General features: G+C 44.9%; 16 protein-coding genes and 1 riboswitch. Of the genes, 8 read left to right on the forward strand and 8 right to left on the reverse strand.

Translation table 11 applies throughout. The features are described 5' to 3' along the window. Nucleotides 1–61: 61 nt before the first annotated feature. Complete coding sequence (locus tag NDI48_26035) at nt 62–952, reverse strand: phosphodiester glycosidase family protein (GenBank protein MEP0834627.1); 891 nt, start codon at nt 950–952, stop codon at nt 62–64. 457 nt (nt 953–1,409) lie between these two features. Between NDI48_26035 and NDI48_26040 the strand changes: the two genes are divergently transcribed. Continuing rightward, complete coding sequence (locus tag NDI48_26040) at nt 1,410–2,150, forward strand: hypothetical protein (GenBank protein ID MEP0834628.1); 741 nt, start codon at nt 1,410–1,412, stop codon at nt 2,148–2,150. Between the two features lie 468 nt (nt 2,151–2,618). Here the strand turns inward: NDI48_26040 and NDI48_26045 are convergent, their stop codons facing one another. Further along, nucleotides 2,619–2,765 (reverse strand): hypothetical protein, encoded by a 147-nt coding sequence (locus tag NDI48_26045; protein ID MEP0834629.1) that lies wholly within the window; start codon nt 2,763–2,765, stop codon nt 2,619–2,621. Between the two features lie 551 nt (nt 2,766–3,316). Then, on the reverse strand, nt 3,317–4,045 hold the full coding sequence (locus tag NDI48_26050) for an AIM24 family protein (GenBank protein ID MEP0834630.1): 729 nt from the start codon (nt 4,043–4,045) through the stop codon (nt 3,317–3,319). 70 nt (nt 4,046–4,115) lie between these two features. On the opposite strand from NDI48_26050, the gene NDI48_26055 reads away from it, so the two are divergent. Together NDI48_26055 and NDI48_26060 are read left to right on the forward strand one after the other, a co-directional pair. Then, the gene (locus NDI48_26055) at nt 4,116–5,015 is read left to right on the forward strand and encodes a quaternary ammonium transporter (GenBank protein MEP0834631.1); all 900 of its coding nucleotides are present in this window, start codon (nt 4,116–4,118) and stop codon (nt 5,013–5,015) included. A gap of 36 nt (nt 5,016–5,051) precedes the next feature. Then, entirely contained in the window at nt 5,052–6,017 is a 966-nt protein-coding gene (locus NDI48_26060) for an ABC transporter ATP-binding protein (protein MEP0834632.1), read from the forward strand. A 198-nt stretch (nt 6,018–6,215) separates the two neighbouring features. Here the strand turns inward: NDI48_26060 and NDI48_26065 are convergent, their stop codons facing one another. The 3 genes from NDI48_26065 to NDI48_26075 all read right to left on the reverse strand — a co-directional run bounded on the left by NDI48_26065 (nt 6,216) and on the right by NDI48_26075 (nt 10,122). Continuing rightward, nucleotides 6,216–7,001 (reverse strand): GDSL-type esterase/lipase family protein, encoded by a 786-nt coding sequence (locus tag NDI48_26065; protein ID MEP0834633.1) that lies wholly within the window; start codon nt 6,999–7,001, stop codon nt 6,216–6,218. 17 nt (nt 7,002–7,018) lie between these two features. Beyond that, on the reverse strand, nt 7,019–9,484 hold the full coding sequence (locus NDI48_26070) for an AAA-like domain-containing protein (protein ID MEP0834634.1): 2,466 nt from the start codon (nt 9,482–9,484) through the stop codon (nt 7,019–7,021). 173 nt (nt 9,485–9,657) lie between these two features. After that, a complete protein-coding gene (locus NDI48_26075) occupies nt 9,658–10,122 on the reverse strand; it encodes a hypothetical protein (protein MEP0834635.1) in 465 nt (154 codons plus the stop codon). A 141-nt stretch (nt 10,123–10,263) separates the two neighbouring features. Between NDI48_26075 and NDI48_26080 the strand changes: the two genes are divergently transcribed. Both NDI48_26080 and NDI48_26085 read left to right on the forward strand, forming a co-directional pair. Then, nucleotides 10,264–12,792 carry an ATP-binding protein gene (locus tag NDI48_26080; protein ID MEP0834636.1) on the forward strand — a complete coding sequence of 843 codons (2,529 nt, stop codon included), beginning with the start codon at nt 10,264–10,266 and terminating at the stop codon, nt 12,790–12,792. A 201-nt stretch (nt 12,793–12,993) separates the two neighbouring features. After that, nucleotides 12,994–13,284, forward strand: a complete 291-nt coding sequence (locus tag NDI48_26085; protein MEP0834637.1) for a hypothetical protein — start codon at nt 12,994–12,996, stop codon at nt 13,282–13,284. Nucleotides 13,285–13,547: 263 nt separating this feature from the next. Here NDI48_26085 and NDI48_26090 read toward each other — a convergent pair whose 3' ends face one another. Both NDI48_26090 and NDI48_26095 read right to left on the reverse strand, forming a co-directional pair. Next, nucleotides 13,548–13,952 (reverse strand): hypothetical protein, encoded by a 405-nt coding sequence (locus tag NDI48_26090; protein MEP0834638.1) that lies wholly within the window; start codon nt 13,950–13,952, stop codon nt 13,548–13,550. Nucleotides 13,953–14,112: 160 nt separating this feature from the next. Next, nucleotides 14,113–14,281, reverse strand: a riboswitch (cyclic di-AMP (ydaO/yuaA leader). Nucleotides 14,282–14,517: 236 nt separating this feature from the next. Beyond that, nucleotides 14,518–15,069, reverse strand: a complete 552-nt coding sequence (locus tag NDI48_26095; GenBank protein MEP0834639.1) for a glycine-rich domain-containing protein-like — start codon at nt 15,067–15,069, stop codon at nt 14,518–14,520. Nucleotides 15,070–15,500: 431 nt separating this feature from the next. Here NDI48_26095 and NDI48_26100 point away from each other — a divergent pair, with 431 nt between their 5' ends. From NDI48_26100 to NDI48_26110, 3 genes are all read left to right on the forward strand, one after another. Then, nucleotides 15,501–17,345, forward strand: coding sequence for an AAA-like domain-containing protein (locus NDI48_26100; GenBank protein ID MEP0834640.1), 1,845 nt, complete (start codon nt 15,501–15,503; stop codon nt 17,343–17,345). A 21-nt stretch (nt 17,346–17,366) separates the two neighbouring features. Continuing rightward, entirely contained in the window at nt 17,367–20,255 is a 2,889-nt protein-coding gene (locus NDI48_26105; protein ID MEP0834641.1) for an AAA-like domain-containing protein, read from the forward strand. Nucleotides 20,256–20,404: 149 nt separating this feature from the next. Beyond that, nucleotides 20,405–20,626, forward strand: a complete 222-nt coding sequence (locus tag NDI48_26110) for a DUF4327 family protein (protein ID MEP0834642.1) — start codon at nt 20,405–20,407, stop codon at nt 20,624–20,626. Nucleotides 20,627–21,252 lie beyond the last annotated feature (626 nt).

The raw sequence follows: 21,252 nt of genomic DNA on the forward strand, positions 1-21,252 counted from the left end.
CCCTTTTTCTCTCTAAGCAAGTATGTACTTTTTTAAGTCCAAGCTAGAGATGTATTTTTTTTCACTCCTGAATCAGTAAAACAGAAAAAACCTCCCGCCTGACCCAATTTCCCTTTTCATTCACTTTCCCGTAAACCGTCTTGCCTTTGTAATAGAAACTAGAGGAGCTTCCCCCATCCAGATTCATGGCTTGCTCAACGCCTTGAGCTTTCATGAAGGCGGCTAACGCGGGCAAGGATAAGCCGGAGGTGGTGGGGGCTTCTGGCTTTTGAGCCACCATGACCACTAGCAGGCTACCATCACGGGTCATCCCGATCGCACTTCGAGCATTAGGCCGCTTGCTCCCTAGTGGGTCTCGTATGATTTTACCGTTGGCCAAGTCTACAAAACCTTCTGGAACTTCGGTCAACTCTGGCAATAAGCGGGGGCCACCGCCTAGGGCATCCAAGAGTTGGCATCCGGTGAGAGAAGCTTCATGGTGAAGGGCAATATCATAACGAATTGTTTGACCACAACGGTAGCGCCGGAATTCCGTCCGGTTGAGGATTTTCTGGAAGTAAGGGATTAATTTGGGATTGTTCATCAGTCGCTTGTTCTGCCTGGGGTCTGCCACCCAGACGCCTTGCTGCATCACATAGGAGGTAGATTGTTGGTTTTCTGGATCGAAGAAGCCTCCATTGATGGCTGCGATCGCTCCGTGTTTCTGGGCAAAGCTTTCTAGAGAACTTAATCGTGGGGAGATGACGGGAGTCAGCACAAAACGACTTGATGCGGGAATCAACAGAGTGTGAACTATGCTTTGTTGTATTCGGTGGGTTTGGTATTGGAGGTCTTTTTGGGCAGAAGGTGAAACGCTTGAAGAGGGAAAAAAGGCTGGTTTGCGATCGGGTCTACAGGACAGCAGCATCCCCAACCCCATTAAGCTCAAGCTCAATAACAAGATTTTTCTCAATCGCTTTTCCTCTTTTCCTCTCAAAGCTTATTAGAGAACAGTGTAAAGTTATGGGGTCAATGATTTAACATAGGGACAAGGATGAGTGGCTCAGCCTTGGGGATGATCAATACCTGGGATTTGGGTGCCCCCAATAATTTTTTTTAGCTATTAGCTTGGAGAGCGTATATAGGATACCTATATAGGTTGAAGTAGCTCTTCGACGAGTGACAGTTATTAATCTGGTCTATGGGTACATTGTTTAGAGTTTATAGAGTTTAACATTAATTGCTAAGTTCTAAATCGCTAACCATCATCTCCTCATTACCCCCACAATCAATTAGTTGAACAGGTGTTTAGGCTCTTGATTAGGCAGTCGAGCAGCGATCGTGTCTGAGCCTAAATTTGTGAAAAGTCTTAACCGTTGAGCGTCACTCACCGGATTGTTGTGAATTTTTAATTTTTGGGAGATTGAATTATGGTTCGTTCTATAGCTCCGCTCGTTTACTACGACCGAGTTGATGGCACATATATCAAAATTGGTACGGGAAGTTGGCTGCATTGGCTAGCCCAGAAAGAAAGCTTCAAGTATGAATCATTTTGGGGGTCTTTTATCGCTTGTAAAGAGCAGCAAGGGGAAGAAACCTTTTGGATAGCTTATCGGCGTGTAAAAGAGCAACAAAGATGTGCTAACTTGGGCCTTAGTGAAGACTTAACCGTCGAAAATTTGCTAGATACAGCTAAAAAGCTAAGTGCTAGTAATATGAAGCCTTGGGAAGGTAAGCATTCAACCCTAAACCTTTATGAAACTCTTGATCATCAATCAGAAACTATTTCTAAAGCCATAGAGATGAATGCGGCTCGTCAGTGGTGCATTTTTTATACACATCCCGATGGACGACAGGAGTTTTTGGGTGCCTCTTGGGACAAGGAACAAGCTTTTACTCACCTGCAAAATCTCTTATCGCCAGATTTACCGTCTGAATTAATAGGTGGCTTACCAGGTAAAATATCAAACCGCTATGAAGTGAGAGAGGAATTGGTTATACCTATTGGCTACACACAGACAGGATCGGATAGAAATAATTTTAACTCTCAAACATCCATCCAAGAAGTAGAACTCCGTACTCAGATTTCACAGTTACGGCAGCAAATCTCAAAATTGCAAAAGCAATTAGATCAAGAACAACATCTTAATACCAATTTCATTTGGAATTGAATAGTGCAGTAGAATACCGTTAAAAATATACGTTTTTTATTTAATGTTTTTCTTGATTTACGCAAACGGAATTAAAACTTGTTGAGGAAGTTTTAAATAATTGTTCTGCCCCTCAGAGTTGACTGGAAGTTCGCCGATCAACTCTGTACCTTGCTGTAAAGCAGAATTATAATTAAGTTAATCTTTGAGGTTGGAAACAACAATTTTGTGGCAAATGGCTAACCCCAAACCTGTGCCCTTCTCTACAGGTTTGCTCGTTTAAAATGGGTCAAATATAGCAAAAGGCACCGGAGTTTTAGTGAGGAGGTACCGGAGATCAGACGAGGAGGCAGACCGGAGCTTTAGTGAGGACAGAAGGGATGCAGATTGACGGGTCTTGGTTTCAGTATTTTGCGAGAGTCCTAATTGCCTTGGCGACTGCTATATCTTCTTGATTACCAGCCATACCTGCTTAAAATTTACCTTCTTTCATTGGTCATTGGGTATTTGGGCTGGATCGAGAGCTAGATTCTCAGAGTTTATGCCAACCGAGTGACCCGATGCTTGAAACAATGTAACACCGATGGTGAGTAATGCTGGGTCAGCGGCTATGGCTAGCACTATTGTTATAATCATTGCTTCTATTAGCCTTTTCATCACCCATCTCCTCATTCAAATAACGAAATCCTGGACTTGACTTGTTAAACATTTAAATTCCGTAATAATTTTTAAAAAAGCAATGACTATTAACCAGATCTATTACTAGTCTAGCCAGAGAATATAAAACTATAGTTAATTTGTTGATTTATTGAGCCAGCTTTTTTATTGATTTGATAAAGTTTTAAATTCTCCAGTGAGAAATAAATCTTAGTTTGAATTTTCTTAAAGATATTGCAATGTTTTTTTAATACAGACCTGTATTACCCCTTAAATCTCCAGTAGGGTAGAGAGCCTAACATTACCTTGATTAAAGAATGGCTAATGAGGCTCAAATCGTGTGCGTGTGGGGTGGGTAAGATGCTCAGTCTGTTTCTTAGCTCAATTTTCAGGACTGACATCGCATTTCTAATTGAGTGGTAATTTGTAGCTTGAGAATCTTACCCGTGTAGGCTGGAATTGTATGTCTCGAATGTTAAAAATAAAAGAGGAAGGCTAGAGCATCGGCGCATCAATTCTCAATCAATCCTTCAACCCAAACCCATGCCATCAGTTTCAGAGACTAACAATTGACCTTCGCCTTGATAAAACCATACATAACCCTCACCACCGCCTTTGCCAAAATGACCTAATTTTCGATAATCTTCTTCAATTCCATTGGTAAATCCTTTGACGATGTCACAATCAGCGATTAAAGTTTCACCTCGCTTGAGTTTGATAACTTTAGCGGGTGAAGAGGTACCGGCTATAACTTGAGATTGGTTTCCAGGTAAAGATTTTAGAACAATCCGCCAGCGACCATCATTAGAACCCGCCATCTGTCGAAATTTTAATCGCTTAGCACCTATCACTACATTGTCAGAACAAAACTGGAATATGGCATCATCAAATTCCCATTGTTCCGAATCGGAAAACTCAATGGGTGTGTAATGCAAGAAATATCCTTTTTGCCTAGGTTCCAGGTGAACCTTACCCGTCCCTGTATAGAGAGGAGCGTTGTAATCCATTTCCGTCCTCAACGCTACCCACAAGTCTTTCAGTCGGTTATCGCTTTTATAAACACCAGAACTCAATTGACCCATACAACTGTGTAGCGCACCTTTTTGAATAATTACCCCAGAATTATCTAGGTGAATTTTAACTTGCTGAACGAAGGGGATATTCTTGGTGGGATGGTAAAATTTGTTGGTTTCTTTATTAATGTTATTTTGCAAGTACCATAAATCTGTAGGTTCAAGAATCTTGACTTCGTATTTCATGATTATATTCAGAGATAGACTGGAGATATATTAATATATAATCAGGGATATAGTATCCATTATTTTTGAAATGCAATCCGTTCGTCGCCTAGTTATGCCACTTTTGCTAGCGCTGCTGACGATGTTTAGTGCGATCGCCTGCAACACTAGCACTGGCATTAAAGTCGGCTCGAAAGATTTCACCGAGCAGTTCATTTTAGGAGAAATGTATGCTCTGGTGCTAGCAGACCAAGGCTTTAAAGTAGAACGCAAACTTAACCTCGGTGGTACACCTGTTGCTCAAGCGGGTTTGCAAAGTGGTCAAATTGATTTGTACCCAGAATATACGGGGACGGGTTTATTAACAGTACTTAAAGAACCCGCTCAGAGTAACCAGAAGCAGGTATTTAATACCGTTGCCAAAGGCTACAAAGAAAAATTTAACTTAGTCTGGCTTGAGCCTGCCCCGATGAATAATGCTCAAGCACTGGTGATGACTCAGGAAGGCTCTAAAAAATATGGCATTAAGACAATTTCTCAAATGGTTGCTAAAGCCAGCCAATTAACAATGATTGGGCCACCGGAATTTGAGGCGCGTGAGGATGGATTACCCGGTTTAAAAAAAGCTTACGGGGAGTTTAAACTTAAAAAATTCATTCCCGCCGATCCAGGTTTGAGGTACAAAACACTGAACAATGCTCAAGCCGATGTTGCGGTTGCATTTGGCACAGATGGTGAAATTAGTGCCTTAAAATTGGTGGTTTTAGAAGATGATAAAACGTTGTTTCCTCCTTACCAAGTGGCTCCAGTAATACGTCAGGAAACGCTAGATCAAAATCCAGGAATTCGTGATGCTCTCAATACCCTATCTCCGAAGCTGACAACCGAAACCATGCAGCGCCTGAACTACGAGGTAAGTGGGAAACAACGTGAACCGGCTGAAGTGGCTAAGGAATTTTTGACTCAACAAGGACTGTTAAAAAAGCCTTAGTTAAGATGGGTAAGCAACAAGGCTGAGGAAACATCAGTGAGTGCAATACGTTTTGAGGACGTGTTCCTAAAATTTCCAGGTGCATCCCACCCAGCGGTAAATGGCTGCACTTGTGAAATTGAAACAGGTCAATTGGTCGTGATTTTAGGGCCATCCGGTTGTGGGAAAACAACCCTCCTCAAGATGGTCAATCGCTTATATGAGCCAACATCGGGTAGGATTTACCTCGATAGTACGGACATCCGAAAGATACCAGTTACCCAGTTGCGTCGGCAGATGGGTTACGTGATTCAGCAGTCTGGGTTGTTTCCCCACATGACGGTGGCACAGAATATTGCCGTGGTGCCGAAGCTGTTGGGTTGGGCGAGGGGGCAGTACCAAGCACGAGTGGATGAGTTGTTGATGCTCGTGGAACTACCACCTCAAGAATACCGCGATCGCTACCCCGCCCAACTCTCTGGAGGACAGCAGCAGCGAGTTGGATTGGCGCGTGCCTTGGCGGGTGATCCAAAAGTCATGTTAATGGATGAGCCATTTGGGGCCATTGACGCGATTACTCGCCAGACGTTACAGGACGAGATTCTGCGTCTTCAGCGCCAGCTTCAGAAAACGATTTTGTTTGTGTCTCACGATGTTGAGGAAGCACTGCGTCTTGCCGACAAAATCATGATTCTGCAAACAGGACAGATTGTGCAGTTTGATACGCCATTAAATATCCTCACACGACCCGCTAATCCTTTTGTCTATGAATTGATGGGTGCGGATGATCGGGTGCGTCAGTTGAGTTTGCTGCGAGTGGAGACGGCAATGGTGAGTGTCTCACCAGACTATCAACCTCGAAGTGAACCTGCGATCGCACGACATGATAACTTGCGTCAAGCTTTATCCCTATTGTTACGAACGGGTGCACAGCAGTTAACCGTACTCGATGGTGAGGATGTTGTCGGTATCCTTACCCTTGAACAAATTCGGGATTCGGCACGGATGAAAGTTAATCGTTAAGTTGAATGTCACTGACATAAGAGCCTTGAAATAAATTTCACCCCTCAAAGGTATGTCAAGCTAAAGCTTACTAAATAAGCTTTTCAACCCGTTACAACTGACATCTTGCACCATTGTCAATTAACCCTATGGCCAACGTTGGACAGATACGTCTAAACCCTGAGTACTTTAGTTCAGGGCGGGACTGTGGGTAACAGTTCAAACGGGTGCAAGATGTGAGTTTACTAACCGGGTGGATAGTATTTTGGTTAACTCCTGATTTAGCACCTTATACCCTCTATCGTTAAGATGCAAGGTATCACGAACATAGTTGCTTTTAACTTGACCTTTCTCGGCTAAAAGTGAGTAAGCATCTAAAATTAAGATATTCTTGGCTTTTAGTGAAGATAGATAAGCATTAACTTCCAATACCGCTTGGGCAATATCGGGTGACCAAAACAATTGCCGAGTCAGCGGGACTGGGCCAATCGGAAAAATGGTTGTTAAAATCACGGTAGCACCACTGTTTACTGAACGTGCCACGATCTGTTGAATATTAGCTTTGCAGTTGCGAATAATGGTATTTTTGCGATGAGGAAATAGGGGGATTGTTTTTAAATCGTTAATTCCAACTTGTATAAGGATAATCCTGGGATGCAAGGGCAAAACATGCTGGTCAAAGCGTCCCAATACCTGGACTGAGGTTTGAGTGTTGATACCTCGGTTAATAAAAGAAAAGCCCTTGAGCTGTCGCGGAATAGGCCACATTTCTGCTCGCGAGTCGCCAAAGAATACTACGGTGGTTGTAGAGGTGGTCGGAATACTATTGGGTTGGGAATCGGCACTAAAGGCGCTTAGCCCCAAGGGGTCTAGATTGGTGGTGTTCAGTTGCAGGTAATATGACCTCGCTTGCAGGAATAGGATCGCGTTGAAGGTTAGCGATACCACCAAAGCGACGAGGCAGAATAATAGGCTTAAACGAAATAAACGCTTTTGTTTCTGCATTTATTGGGGTAAATCAGCTAGGTTACATTATGAAATCGTGTACTAATAAACGAAAGATCGACAGCCCCAAAATTCACACCTAAAGCAATATTTAAATTTTCTAGAGATTCGACTAACCAGAGAATATCATTGATAGCTTGAGATTCATAATGGTCAAATAAAATAGAAAATCGTTGTTCTAAATGAGGCTTAACATGCTTGGAAAGGAGAGCAATTTTGAGCAAAAGAACCGTAGTTCCCAGGGAACCATTGTTAGAAATGAGGTCAATAAAAAATAAGTGTTCAGGTCGCTTGGGACTGGCAACCAAAAAGTTGAATAATTGACGACAGGTTTGTACTAAAAGAAAGTTGTTGACCTTTTGGCAATCAGATTCAGGACAAATGTTTTCTAGCTGTTTCGCCAATCGCTGATTAAATCGATGCTTACCATATTCTGGCTTAATTGAACCAATTAAATATTCGTATAAATCTTTTTTAAAATCCCGGTAAGAGGGAGTTTGATGAGTTCGAGCTAAAAAGACTTTAGCCAAATCTCTGTAAGTATAGGAGCCGTCCACTTTCCCGACAAATTGCCTGAGAGCCAGAAACAGTTGGCGATCATTCAATAGGGTGGGATTTCGCACCGGTGCAATAATCGGCTCAGTTTGATTGAAGGAAGTTTGGCGTTCCATTTGGACTCGTCGCACCAGGTAAGTCGCATACTGGGATAAATGGATTTCAAATTTCCGTTGTTGTTGAGCTTGCAATTCCCGGATCGTTTGTTGCCGTTCTGAAGAGCTACCTTCACCGAGGAGATAATGGCTATATAAGTAGGGATAGCGACTAATTAATTCACCGAGGGGACGGTCTTGTTGAGCCGATGAGTTGGGTTTATCAGTCGGTGTAATCGAGTCAACAAGATTTTGATATTCATCACTCTCGACAAACTTCTGTACCAACTCCTGCAAGCGTGCGATTGGTTTTGGCACTACCCCTTGAGCCATCATGCTAGAGAGTTCGAGGCGAGAACTGGCAGGGCTTTTAAATAGCGCCACCAAATCCGTACAAGCGGCTGCATATTTGGGGTGCATTTTCCAGCGATTGATCAAGATGTGACAGCAGCGATTGAGGATATGGTTAAACTCCTGTTCGGCTAGCTTCGAGGCGATAATTCGATATACGGCTGCCGCAATTTCTGGATCGGGATAGCCCCTGCCGTCAATAAATAGTTGGCGCAAGCGATCGAGAAGCTGCGACGGCGACTCTCTTTGCCCTGAGTAAACTAGGTGATTATAGAGCATTTGCTCAGACCAGGTAATATCTGTACCATCATCCTCAGGTGGTAGTTCCCTGCTCAGCCAATCGGAATTGAACACATCTCGGTAAAGCCGATTAGAAACTCTTAACTTGCCCTGCTGCTTAACCACCAACCCCGACAGGCGCAATTCCATTTCTTCTGGGGTGTCATGGGCTGGAACCTCCTCGCGCTGCCAAATTTGTTGATAGAGGTACAGTAGGCGATCGCGCTGCTCGCTGCTGAAAAGACGATCGCGTATCGTCCTGAGATGTTCTGGCTCATCCGTCGCTTCCCAATTTTCAATCCAGTGCCGACACACCAACTGCCCCACCCACTCCGTGATTGAGGATTTAGACTTTAGGCTTTGGGCTTTGGGAATATGGAGAAATTCTCCTAGATTATGACTTCTGCTGTCTGACTCTTGCAGGATAAGCTTACATAACTTTTGGGTGAGAAAGGGTTGTCCACCCGTCCATTCCAACACTTCTTTTAATACACCTTGGGGATTCTTCACTTTCCCTTCCAATCCCCGCACTAATGACTGAGCTTCGTGCCATTCAAAGCCACACAGTTCGATCGCTCGACCAATGTTAAAACAGGTACAGTTGTGACCTCGAATTAAATCCGATGGCGTTGCCACCCCTAGCAGTGCGAAGGTGAGGCGTTTATAGTCTCCCCTGTGGGCACGCTTGTTATAGCAGGCTTGAATCGCGAGGAAAAATTCATGCCTAAAATTTAGCTGAATCAGACTATCAATTTCGTCAAAAAAAATGACGATATCTTGCCGAATTAACTTCAGCAGTACCTCTTCAATAAACTGGCTAAATCGCTGCACCGAAGAGAGTAAACTCCGCTCCGTCCACCAGTGATCTAAATGATCTAAAGTAAAAATATTATCCAGCTCTAAGCTGCTCATGATGCTGTAAATCACCCCGGCATACCATTGATCTGGAGTGATGTTCGCCGTAACGATGGCACTGAGATCGATTCCTGCACAGGCAACCCCCTCATCTTGCAATCGCTTTATGGTTCGTACCCGCAAGCTAGACTTGCCCATTTGCCGAGAGTTCAACACATAGCAAAACTCTCCCTTCTTCAGGGCGTGATAGAGATCGGAGTCAGCGTGCCGCACCACGTAGGTAGGAGCATCAGGGGGTAGACATCCGCCGATTTGATATTCATAGACTGGGTTTTGGACTGCGCTCATGGGATGCACCTCAACGTGAGCAGATGACAGACTTCCTAGCGGAAATGTCTTATCCTACCTGCTATATCTCTGAGCGTCGAGAGCTTATGCACTTAAATGAGATTTTCCATCCGATTGGGGGATGCGAAGGGGAGGGTCTATAAGTGTATGCAATTTGCTCGCTCTGACCAAGATTACATCTGCAAAAATAGGATGTTCCCGTTATTTTCAGAGCCATCAGACCGAGTAGGGTTGAAATTGGGGCGATAGTTTAGCTCATCCAAACAGCCTCGGTTTCTTAAGCCTACCCGGACATAATGGCGATAGTGTCTTAGGCGTTTTGCCAAATCTTGAAGTCGATTCACAATCTCTTGTGATCGTAAGTTAAAGGGACTTTTGGCATTCACCTGCCGCGCAATTTCCTGGAGTTGCTTAGCTGTCGGCGGTAAACAGGGTTTTTTCCGGCTTGATTGACCGGATGTGAACGAGTCTCGACGTTGCATCAGTCGATCGCGCCGATAAACCGCATGATAGCTTTCCAGCAAAATACAAGCTAGGGTAATTTCCGATTCACTCAGGTGATGAAATTCCCTGAAAATTCGCTCTACCTGCTTAGACTTCGTGTCATTTAAGATGGCCCAGTCACTTATTGAATACACACCGCACTCCCACAAGAACAGATTGAGTTCTGGATAATTAGGCGTCTACATTGTCTAGGATGCAAGATTAACTTTAATTTTGCACGATCAGATAAGATCGAACACAAGCTGATCGCCAATGATCTTGACAATTAATCCCTAATGGGCATACCAACTTTAAAGGCTTCTGAGCAGGGACGAGCCAAAATCAAGCAAGCTAGAGAAAAGAGGGGATGGACAGTCACGGAAGAGGAAAATACACCTCTAAAAGAAGCGAGTCAATTCCTGCTCAGGCAACATGCGGCAGCTAATGACTGGGAAGCGAATGACTCACGATGGTTGAGGGATTTTCAGCGGCTGTTCCGAGTCGAGAGCCATCAAAATATTGATGCAATCGAGACCCTCATTGCTAGCTCGAACCAAGGTTCCTGGTTAGAGCAAATTGAACAACGAATAGAATCAGGAGAACTCCTAGTTAAGCATATCTCATACGGCACTTGGAGTCGATTTGCTTCACAGACAACAGTACGCGGGATTAACAAGCGTGCTTTTAAAGCCTATTGCCATATCTTAGGACTCCAATGGGAAGAGATTGCGGAACACAGAAATCCTCAGGAATTGGAGAGTTTTGAAGCGACGATTGCCGACCCAAACCAAGCGGCGCAAATATCTACCAACGGCACTTTACGAAGGCGTCCTGCTCACAACCTACCCGTCCGTTACCACACCGCCTTGATTGGTCGTGACACCGAGATGGCTCAACTATTGGAACTGCTCTCTCCCCATCACCCGACGGCTCACATTAGTGTGGAAGGAATGGGCGGTGCTGGGAAAACATCCTTGGTTTTGGAAGCCGCTTACCGTTGTTTACAGGCCGATTGTGGTGAAGCGACAACGCCACTCGCTCCCAGCTTCGAGGCGATCATCTTTACCTCAGCCAAACAACAACACCTGATTGGGAATCATATCTTGCAACGCCACAGGCGAGAGCGTACCCTCAATGATATCTTCCGGGCAATCTTCCGCACCTTAGAGTGTCCAGGCTCACTCCCTGCTGACTTCGAGGAGCAACTGGAGTGCATCCAAAACCGCTTGCAATCACGGCATATCTTACTGATTGTTGATAATCTGGAAACCCTCGATGATCAAGAGGCTGTCCTCTCCTTTTTATATGAACTGCCGCCAACGGTAAAAGTGGTGATTACGACCCGCTTTAGAGGCGCTTTTGGCATTCCTATCTATTTAGAGGGTTTGCCACTACCTGAAGCGATGCGTTTGATTGAGCATCAAGCTCAAGAGCAACGAGTGCAACTCAAACCCGATCAATTCCAGGCGATTTATCAGAGAACCAGTGGTTTGGCTTTAGGGATTGTTTACGCGATCGGTCAATTATCAGTCTATGGTGTTTCCACCGATGTCTGGGTGACTCGCTTGACTCAGGCAAACGACTTGGCTCATTATTGCTTTGAAGATTCTGTGCAACGGCTGAGAGGACAACCCGCCCATCGTCTGCTGATGGCACTGGCGCTATTTGCGAAATCGGCTTCACTAGAGGCAATCGCGCAAATCGCTTTACCCGAAGCGGATTTAAATGATCAACTCCAGGCAAAATCGATGGACTCGTTACAGGTTTTGGCTCAGTTGCATCGACTGCGATTGGTGATTCAGCGTGAGGAACGGTATGATATGCATCCCTTAACTCGCGAGTATGCCATCGCTGAACTTAAGGCTCACCCGGAGTTTGAGCGAGAAGTGCGGGAACGTTGGGTGAACTGGTATCTCCGCTTTTCTCAAGCCTATGGACAACCGCATTGGAGACAGTGGAAAGAATACCAAGGATTAGACCCAGAGTGGGAAAACCTGCAAGCTGCGATTGACTGGTGCATTCATCACAACCGATATGAAGAGGCTAGGCAATTTTGGCAACACATTAAGGGATATAGTTATGTGCATGGGTATTGGCACGAGCGTTTGGTTTGGATCGAATGGTTGCTCCAATCGGCTCAGCAGCGCCAAGACCAATCCGCGATCGCAGAAGCTCTCAGCGATAAGGGATGGACATTAACCTTGATGGTGATGGGCCAACCAGAGCAACTCGCAGAAGTGGATGATCTGTGTGCACAGGTATCCAATCTACAAGCCAGTGAAGACCTGATATTGCAGTTGGAGTTGACGATTGAGCGGGCGGTTTGGTCAATTCCCCAGGGAAAATTCGATCGCGCTCACCAACTGTTAAATCGGGCTAAAGAATTACTCCGGCAGGTTCAATTAGAAGAGGCAAAACGCCTGCGTCAGCAAATTCGCATTGATTACTACGAGGCGGAAGTTTGGTTCAGAACCCAAAATTACCAACGAGCTAAAATCGGCTATCACAAAGCACTCGAACAAGCACGAATTGCCCACTGGCAGCAAGTGGAAGTCTATAGCCTGAATTGGCTAGCGGATGTTGCACTCGTGGGAGAGGGCAATCTGGATGAAGCGGAACGTCTGTTAAAAACGAGTATGCCCATCGCTCTGGCTAGCCAGGATAAGCGATCGATTGCATTCCACAAGCGTTCTTGGGCACATTTGGAGAAACTCAGGGGGAATCTTGCCCCATTGCAACACTGGGCGATGGAAGCCAAGGAGAGCTTTGAGAGTCTAGGGATGCTGGCGGAAGCTCAAGAAGTGCAATCTTGGCTGGAGCCTTGAACCCTTCAAGTTTTAAGTGCAACTTCGCTCTCACTCATGTTTTAAAACAGCAAAAGTTTTTGCTCGCCTGAAAAAACAGAAGACAATTAATCACTTTTTATTATTAAATTAATCAAAAACAACATTTGCTTTTATTTCTGAGGGTTGCCTAAACTTAAAGCAAGGAACCCGCATAACAATGAGCAAAAATAGACGAAATATATGGAAACTAGGAATATCACACCTTCCTCACAAGGTGAAACAACCGATGTGAATGAGTGGCTCAGTCGAGCTGGATTGAGTTTTGAAGACCTAGGCAATGATGCGAGTAGCGTAGCCATACGCCATCAATGGCGAGAGTATCAAGCCGCCGTGCGAATGTACTGTATCTCTAAACGTCAACCCCCAGAGGGTGTTCAACTAGACGGCATTTATGCTGCGCTGAGAGTACCTCAAGTCAGCATATTTAAAAGCGAAGCATCCGACTATTCTAGAGGTAAATGCTGGTCGTGAAGTCCTGCCAGTCGCTTGCGCGTCAAGCAGCTTCCAGTTTCATTCACGCTGCCATGTGGCGGACTTCCTCCATGAAAAAGTTCGCAACTTGCATTCGACCTCAGTCCGCCTGTCATCTCCTCACTCTTATCTCCGGACTTGTGTCGTAGGCGGGACTCGCCTAAAGGCTTGATCTACCCGCCGCCGACACTAATGGGGATTTCTCAGTGGCTTTGGTTAAGGGACTCGAATTATGAGTTCCCTATTTTTTAGGGAAGTGTTTCTCATGGCTGATTACCGGAACTGTCCATGGTAGAAAGGCGACGACTCACCCAATCGGCATTTTCGCGCAGAAGATGCAAAATGCTCCCGCGAATCAAAACATCTAAACGGATTCGCTCCTGCTTTAAGCGGTAGGGCAATTGGGCATCTGTTGAAGGTTGTTGTCCATCACCCATAACGGCATAACGTTTGGGGAGATGGCGCAAGACATGATTCACAAGCTGTTGGCGCAACTCAGCAATAGAAAAGGCGGCTTGATAGGGATGTACGGGATAATCCTCTAATACATATTCAATTTCTTTGAACACAGCGACATTCTGTTGAAGGGTATCTTCGCCGTCAATTTCTTTGCTTGAATCCCCTGTCATGGAAATGAATGTGCTGGAATGTTCTTGAGTCAGGAACATGATAATTTTTCATCCTTTAACTACATTTCCTGCCTCATACACCAGAAGTTAGATTAATATAATCCTCTCCTCAGGGTTGAGGGCAGGTACAACGAAGTGAATAGATACCAGCCAAGGATACTGATGAGTTCACAAACATGATTAAAAGAATGCCAACTCTTCAGTCTCCTCCCAATGCCGACGAAGTTAGCTGACGGGCTAGGACTGAGAGATGTCCTTCTCTGCACTTCTCTTGGGCGAGTCAAGAGAAGATTAGAAATTTGCCCCAAAATTTGGTTTCTCCGCTTTAGGATTCCCTACATTTCAAAGAAATTTTGCAGGCTTAATCCTAAATTAGGCTGACTTACTAAATTTTACTTTGATAATTCTACCACTTGGCTATTAAGGTGTAGACTATTTCGCTAGGTCTAAATAGTTAAATCTTTTGGTCTATTATCCTGATACTTTCTTCCTGACCATTTTCAGTCCACAGAAAGACACAGAAAAATCCGATACTTCAATGGGCATTGGCAGAAAATCCTCAAGAGAGATATGCTCCCCTCTAACTAAGAGACTAACACTTTGGTTACGGCCTGCCACAAGCACTACGATACACCTGTAAGTGGGCTGAGATTGCTCTCTCCTCATGGGCTGACGGAAACATTTCTTTGGCTAATTCGAGCAATTCATCTTCATTTGGATGGAACTCAGACTCTCCTGAGGTTGCTGTCTTGAAGTATCCCTGGAACAGCGCCAAGAGGGATTGAGTTTGCACAAAAACCGCATCCCCATTTTGCCCTTCGGCTTCACCCCCAAAGGCAGAATCTGGTTCATGATCGATGAAATAGCCGAACACCCGCTCGCAATCTTGGCGATATAGGCGCGTATGCAAAATATGAGCGTGCCAAACATAGTCGATTTCCTGCGTTGGTACTAGCCGAATTTGAGGATACAGGTAACAGACAAACAAGAACGTCTTATAGCATCTAATAGCTTGGAGTGTTTGTCGCCGACACCACCCATAACCATTTTGGGGGTTCATCAGGTAAGCTGCTATTGGCGATAGGTTCAGTGCTTTCAGCTTTTCCATGCAGGCTAAGGATGGTGCAGACAGAGCTTCCTGGACAACTGGCATCATTGGAACACCTCGTTTTCTACTGCTTAATGTTTCCCCACTATGGCAAGGTGTTCGAGGAGCCAGGAAAGCTGTGTAGTCAAGACTCACAACAGAGGGCATGGAGCGCGATCGCTACACACCTGTGAAAGTGCTTACACGAATGCACCACTGGCTCAATTTATGAATTATGACTGGTAAAGGAAGAATCAGTAGGTAGGCATTAATATTTGTCGTTGAGGCAAGGCAGACCGGAGATGAGAGTGAGGACAGAAGGCAGAAGGGAAGAGGATTTTAGTCTCTTAACATTTGTTGATATACCTTCGTTTATTTGTGCCTACCTACTTATCACGAAGAACCACTACATCTAGCAAGAGGGACAAACAAGGAATCAAAATCTCTTTTTCCTGGCTCGGAAACTCCTAACCTTCACACTTATTTTTATTAAGAAGAGTATGAATTACGCAGAGTTTACTAAAGCTTTGGCAGGGCTAACCCCTCGACGGGCAGAGGTGTTACTGAAAGTTTTAGCGGGTAAAAAAGATAAGGAAATTGCCTCAGAGCTAAATATTACAAAAGCTACGGTTAGAAAACATATTGCGGATACCTGCGTGTCCTTTGGCTTAAGCAGTTCCGAAGAACGAGGCTCATCACACCGTTCCGATTTGTTCTCTTTATTTACTAAATATAGACCCGATTTAATCAATAAAGATGCTGCGGATAGCGCAGATTGCCCCAAAATTTTAATTAGTTACTATCAGGGTACTGACCCCGACAAAAGCCTTGCCATAGAGTTGGAATCTGCTTTAAAAGCTTCGGGCTACGAAGTCTTTATCGTCAATGGAAGTCTGCGAATGGCAACCCACGGACTGCAACAAATCTATGCCGAATTAAATCAATGTGATTACTTGCTGCTGCTGTTGTCCACCCTAGCCGCTTCCAGTGAAATGGTAACGGAAGAGGTACGATGGGCAAAGGCGTTACAAGACACTCGACCGGATAGCAAGCCAGCGATTTTACCGATTCGGATTAATTGTCCCAGCCACTTACTCAACCATGACTTGCGCGGTTATCTCCGGGGGATGCCACAGCGCGAATGGCGATCGCCAAATGATACCCCAACCTTGGTAAAAGGGGTCTTGGAGTTTTTGGCAACCGATGATAATCCAACCGATAAAAGCAGTTCCTTTGCCCCCACCCCAGAACCCGCCGGGGAAAGTTTCCAATTTCCTAATCCCTATTCCCTCACCCCCAATCATCCACCTCAGCCTGTCGCAGAGCCAGAATTACCCATGGGACAAGTGGAGTTGGCTTCTGCCTTTTATGTGGAACGCCCTGGAATTGATCAACGTTGTTACGAAGCGATCGCCAAACCCGGTGCCCTCATCCGCATTAAAGCACCCAGGCAGATGGGCAAAACCTCTTTAATGGCTCGGATTCTCCAACGCTCTAACACTCTAGGCTATCGTACCGTACCTTTAAGCTTTCAACTGGCAGATAGCAAAGTCTTCACCGACTTAGATCAATTCTTACAGTGGTTTTGTGCTGTTGTTGCCCTAGAGCTACAGTTACCGGCTCGTTTAGCTGATTATTGGAATGGAATTTTTGGCAGCAAAGTCAGTTGCAAGTCCTATTTTGAACGCTATTTACTCGCCAACACAACTGAACCTCTGGTTTTAGGTTTGGATGAAGTAGACCGGGTATTACAATACCCCGAACTCACCTCTGATTTCTTTGGTTTGTTACGAGCATGGCATGAGGAAGCTAAAAATCGGGAGATTTGGAGAAAACTTCGATTAGTGGTGGTTCATTCCACCGAAGTTTATGTTCCGATGGATATTAATCAGTCACCTTTTAATGTCGGTCTACCGATTGAGTTACCCGAATTTCAGTCCGTACAGGTGCAAGATTTGGCTCTGCGACATGGACTGGCTTGGGGACTGCCGGAAATCGAGCAACTCATGGTGATGGTGGGGGGTCATCCCTATCTGGTGCGGTTAGCTCTTTATCACATTGCCCGACAGGAAATTACACTCTCTGAACTGTTAGAAACCGCCCCCACCGATGCCGGACTCTATAGCGACCATTTGCGGCGGCACTTATGGAATTTGTCCCAGCATCCAGAGTTAGCTGCCGCTTTATACAAAGTCGTGTCTGCGGATAGTCCTGTACAGCTAGAGTCCATCCCCGGATTTAAGTTACAAAGCATGGGACTTGTCCACTTGCGAGGCAATGAAGTGACACCTCGTTGTAATTTGTATCGCGATTATTTCCGCGTTCGTCTCGCACCGTCACCCTAGACTTGCCAACAGGAGTAATGAATGTATACCGAACTGCGATCGCTTTATGAGTACCAAGTTGGGGGAAGCCTGCCACTAGAAGCCCCTACCTATGTGACGAGGCAGGCTGATGCTGATTTATATCGAGGCGTGAAGGCAGGGCAGTTTTGTTATGTCCTCAACTCGCGACAGACGGGAAAATCTAGCTTGCGGGTGCGAACAATGCAGCGATTGCAAGCAGAAGGGATGATCTGTGCGGTTGTTGACTTGACCGCCATTGGTAATCAGAATATTCCTGCTGACCAGTGGTATGCGGGGGTAACTTACACCTTAGCCAGCAGTTTCAATCTGTTAGATCAGGTTGATATTGGCACCTGGTGGTGCGATCGCGAATTTCTCCCCCCCGTGCAACGGTTGAGTGAATTTATCCGAGAGGTATTGTTCAAAAAAATTCATCGAAATCTAGCTATTTTTGTGGATGAAATTGATAGTGTTTTAGCCCTCGATTTTCCTATTAATGATTTCTTTTCCTTAATTCGCTCATGCTACAACAATCGTGCTGAACACCCAGAATACAAGCGATTAAATTGGATTTTATTGGGCGTGGCAAACCCCTCGAATTTGATTGATTCTGCACCCAACAGTACACCGTTTAATATTGGTTGTGCTATCGAATTAACGGAATTTAAACAACACCAACTCCAACCTCTATCTCAAGGTTTGGTGGACATAACACCCAACCCGGATGCTGCCATCCAAGAGGTGTTGAATTGGACAGGGGGTCAGCCGTTTTTGACTCAAAAGCTGTGTAAACTCATTCTTCAGGAAGCAGGAGTTAGGAGTCAGGAGTCAGGGGCATTTTTAAGTGATTCACAATCCCAAATGCCAAATCCAAAATCCCAAATTGCGGAGTGGATTGAAAACTTAGTGCGATCGCATGTGCTGGAAAACTGGGAAATGACGGATGAGCCAGAGCATCTGAGAACAATACGCAATCGTCTACTTAAAAGTGGATGGCGTATTCTCGGACTCCTGGGACTTTATCAAGAAATTTTGCAACAAGGGGAAGTACCAGCCAATGATAGTGCAGAGCAAGTTGAGTTGCGCCTGTCAGGGTTAGTTGTGAAACAGGAGGGAAAGTTAAAGGTTTATAACCGTATATACCAGTCAGTTTTTAATCTTAGTTGGGTTGAGAAAACATTAGCGAATTGGCGACATTATGATTCATCATTGATAGCATGGAAAGCATCAAATCGAAAAAATGAATCATATTTTTTAAGCGAACCAATATTACAAGATGCTTTAGCCTGGGCAACAGATAAAAGCTTAAGCGATCGCGATGAGCAATTTTTGACAGCCAGCCAACAAAAGGCGAATCGAATACTCACTCCAGAAGAGGAAAGTTTAAGGGAGAGATTATTTGCCTCACACAGCACTAAGAGTTCTGCATCAAGATACTGGACATTGGTTAGCCTGGATGCGGCAGGGAAACACAGAATCCAAGAAATAGCTTCAGCTAAAGCGTTTTTCCTCGCCTCATTTCCAGAGTTTGCCACTCGCCGTGAAGTACCCCATAGCCAGATTCAGTATCAACTCTTGTCCTGGATGAGAGAAACAACGGAAGCAGAAAAAGACCTAATAGGTACACAAACAGCCAGCCGACGAGACAACAACGAAACCAGTAGGAGTGTTTTAGCACAACGTTGTCTGCAATGCTTTATCTCTAGCCAAATCGAGCGGGTTTGCCTGAAGCTAGAAGGGCAGTTTGGCACTCAGCACGGCTTTACTTGTAGTGATTTATTATGCTTTGTTTTAGATGAGCAGGACACAAGGCAACCGAGAGGCAAAACAACCGCTACCTTAAATCTTTACCAATCTCTGTCCCAGGAAATCTTGCAAAAGTTTGACCCACAGCAGAGCAGTTTAGCCACCTGGACAACCCGACTGGTGAAGCATCATCGAGAACTGAATCAGTTTTTGCTCGAACATGGAGTTTATCTGATTAGTGATTGGGCAATTCTCAACGATACCACCACTAAACAACTTGAGCGTATTTTTTCCCAGTTTTACTGCCTAACTTCGCTGGAAATCGAGCAAGCCAAGCTTCTGCTCGAAAGCTACCATGCCGTCTATCGAGTTCAACGCTTAAAGCAACGTCAATCCGGAATTAAGGGACAGTGTGCGCCACTCACGACAGAACAACTCCAGCAAATTGCTCAACGCTTTTCCTACCAAACCAGTAAGCTACTTCGTCCCGAAACATTGTTGACAAAACTGCACAATATGGCGTCTCACCTGAGAAATTACCGGATTCACGTTCGAGGGGGTTTTCTACCAACAAAACCTATTGATGTCTCGATGGCTCCTAATTCCTCTCATGCTACAACTGAGCGCCTTCTCCTACATAGTTTGATAGATGACCGAAATACGATCGATTTGGAAACCGAGTTTTTGGATTCCTATCGCCAACAATTTCTTGCTTGTTTAGACCACGCCATTGCAGATATCACTGAACAACGAGTCAGGAAACTACAGCGTAAAGACCCGGAAAAAGCCCAAAAATTTCTCACCGCCTTAAAGCTATTTCACGGACGGGGTAAGTCAATGGGGGAAATAGCCAAACAAGTGAATCTAAACGCTCAGTTTCATGTCTCCCGCCTGCTCCAACTCAAATCTTTTCGGGCTGATATCCAACAGCAGTTTTTGATATTATTGCGCGATCGCGTCATTAACACCGCCAAAGTCTATACTGACCCAGAACGCCTCCAATCTCTTAGTCAACAGATTGAAGAAGCCCTAGAAGAACAAGTTACGAAGGTCATTGAAGACGCCGCAACAGAAGCGAGTATACCAACTGGTACCAAAAATCAAACCCTATCCACCAGTCTTTTCAGCGAGAGACTTTGCCGCTACCTTGATAGGTTGAAATAATTTTCAACAAATGTAGGATACTGCCCTGCGGTCTTTTAGCCGTTGACTTCTCCTCACCCAAGTTTTTTGATAAGTTTAAAGGTAAAGGAGAGCCAATCCTTTCATGCTGTTGGTTCTGGCTTCCCTGAGCAAAAGCGAGAGGATGATCTATGGTTACGTCCGTTCAATACTCTATAGAGGCTATCAAGGATGAAGCGCGTCAACTCATCAGTAAGGGACTTGTGGCGCGAGAACAACCCATTTATACCCTCTGCCAATACATTCCTGCCCGTAAATGGGTTTGTGTTGAGTGCGAACTAGAAAAGAATAACCTTTTGTTAAGAGATCCCATCATTGACCTACTGGGTCGCGAAGGATGGGAAGTCGGCTAAATGACTGATGAACGTATCTAGCGACGGGTTCAATATTATACAATAAATCTTAAATCTGTATGCTGCCTTACTTAAACGGGACGGGAGCATCCCATTTTTGCAAATATCTTTTTTTGTCTCAGTATTATCCCCCTTGTCTTCCTTGTCCCTTATCAAAACTGTTGATGCAACTTTGGGATGCACCCAACGGGGCTGGACGAAAAACAGGGTGGACAACTGCCATTTTCCTCCGTACCCTGGCAAGGAAGTGAATTGCTGATTGAACGAGTTATGGGTGAGTTGCATCTCTCTTAGGAGGGATATTGTATTGGCCTTACCTCGGTAGATAATTTAAACAACTGGACTACTGCCAAAGACACGAACGGTTACACTAAAAAGACTTATAGAAAAAGTTATTCATTTTCCATCCTAGGGACACGGAATGTCGTGTCGATTTAGCCTTTAGTTGGGATACTTTAGGTTTTCTAAGCCTCTCAACTCATAAAGGTTTCCTGGCTGAGTTAGTCACCCTTAAAGGAAGAGGCTGGTTTTCAGCATTCACGCTTTTCCTGGCGAGATGCAATTGCCCTCATCTAATTCATAGCTTTAGGAACCTTCCAAACGCCCCGATCCCCGCCGGGTGTTCA

This window comes from Microcoleus sp. AS-A8 (genome assembly GCA_039962225.1).
Classification (GTDB): domain Bacteria; phylum Cyanobacteriota; class Cyanobacteriia; order Cyanobacteriales; family Coleofasciculaceae; genus Allocoleopsis.

What these genes read in the sequence shown, in the direction of transcription:
- NDI48_26040 (MEP0834628.1), top strand. Translation starts at nt 1,410, where the DNA reads ATGGTTCGTTCTATAGCTCCGCTCGTTTACTACGACCGAGTTGATGGC.
- NDI48_26045 (MEP0834629.1), bottom strand. Translation starts at nt 2,765, where the DNA reads ATGATTATAACAATAGTGCTAGCCATAGCCGCTGACCCAGCATTACTC.
- NDI48_26050 (MEP0834630.1), bottom strand. Translation starts at nt 4,045, where the DNA reads ATGAAATACGAAGTCAAGATTCTTGAACCTACAGATTTATGGTACTTG.
- NDI48_26055 (MEP0834631.1), top strand. Translation starts at nt 4,116, where the DNA reads ATGCAATCCGTTCGTCGCCTAGTTATGCCACTTTTGCTAGCGCTGCTG.
- NDI48_26065 (MEP0834633.1), bottom strand. Translation starts at nt 7,001, where the DNA reads ATGCAGAAACAAAAGCGTTTATTTCGTTTAAGCCTATTATTCTGCCTC.
- NDI48_26070 (MEP0834634.1), bottom strand. Translation starts at nt 9,484, where the DNA reads ATGAGCGCAGTCCAAAACCCAGTCTATGAATATCAAATCGGCGGATGT.
- NDI48_26080 (MEP0834636.1), top strand. Translation starts at nt 10,264, where the DNA reads ATGGGCATACCAACTTTAAAGGCTTCTGAGCAGGGACGAGCCAAAATC.
- NDI48_26085 (MEP0834637.1), top strand. Translation starts at nt 12,994, where the DNA reads ATGGAAACTAGGAATATCACACCTTCCTCACAAGGTGAAACAACCGAT.
- NDI48_26090 (MEP0834638.1), bottom strand. Translation starts at nt 13,952, where the DNA reads ATGTTCCTGACTCAAGAACATTCCAGCACATTCATTTCCATGACAGGG.
- NDI48_26095 (MEP0834639.1), bottom strand. Translation starts at nt 15,069, where the DNA reads ATGATGCCAGTTGTCCAGGAAGCTCTGTCTGCACCATCCTTAGCCTGC.
- NDI48_26100 (MEP0834640.1), top strand. Translation starts at nt 15,501, where the DNA reads ATGAATTACGCAGAGTTTACTAAAGCTTTGGCAGGGCTAACCCCTCGA.
- NDI48_26105 (MEP0834641.1), top strand. Translation starts at nt 17,367, where the DNA reads ATGTATACCGAACTGCGATCGCTTTATGAGTACCAAGTTGGGGGAAGC.
- NDI48_26110 (MEP0834642.1), top strand. Translation starts at nt 20,405, where the DNA reads ATGGTTACGTCCGTTCAATACTCTATAGAGGCTATCAAGGATGAAGCG.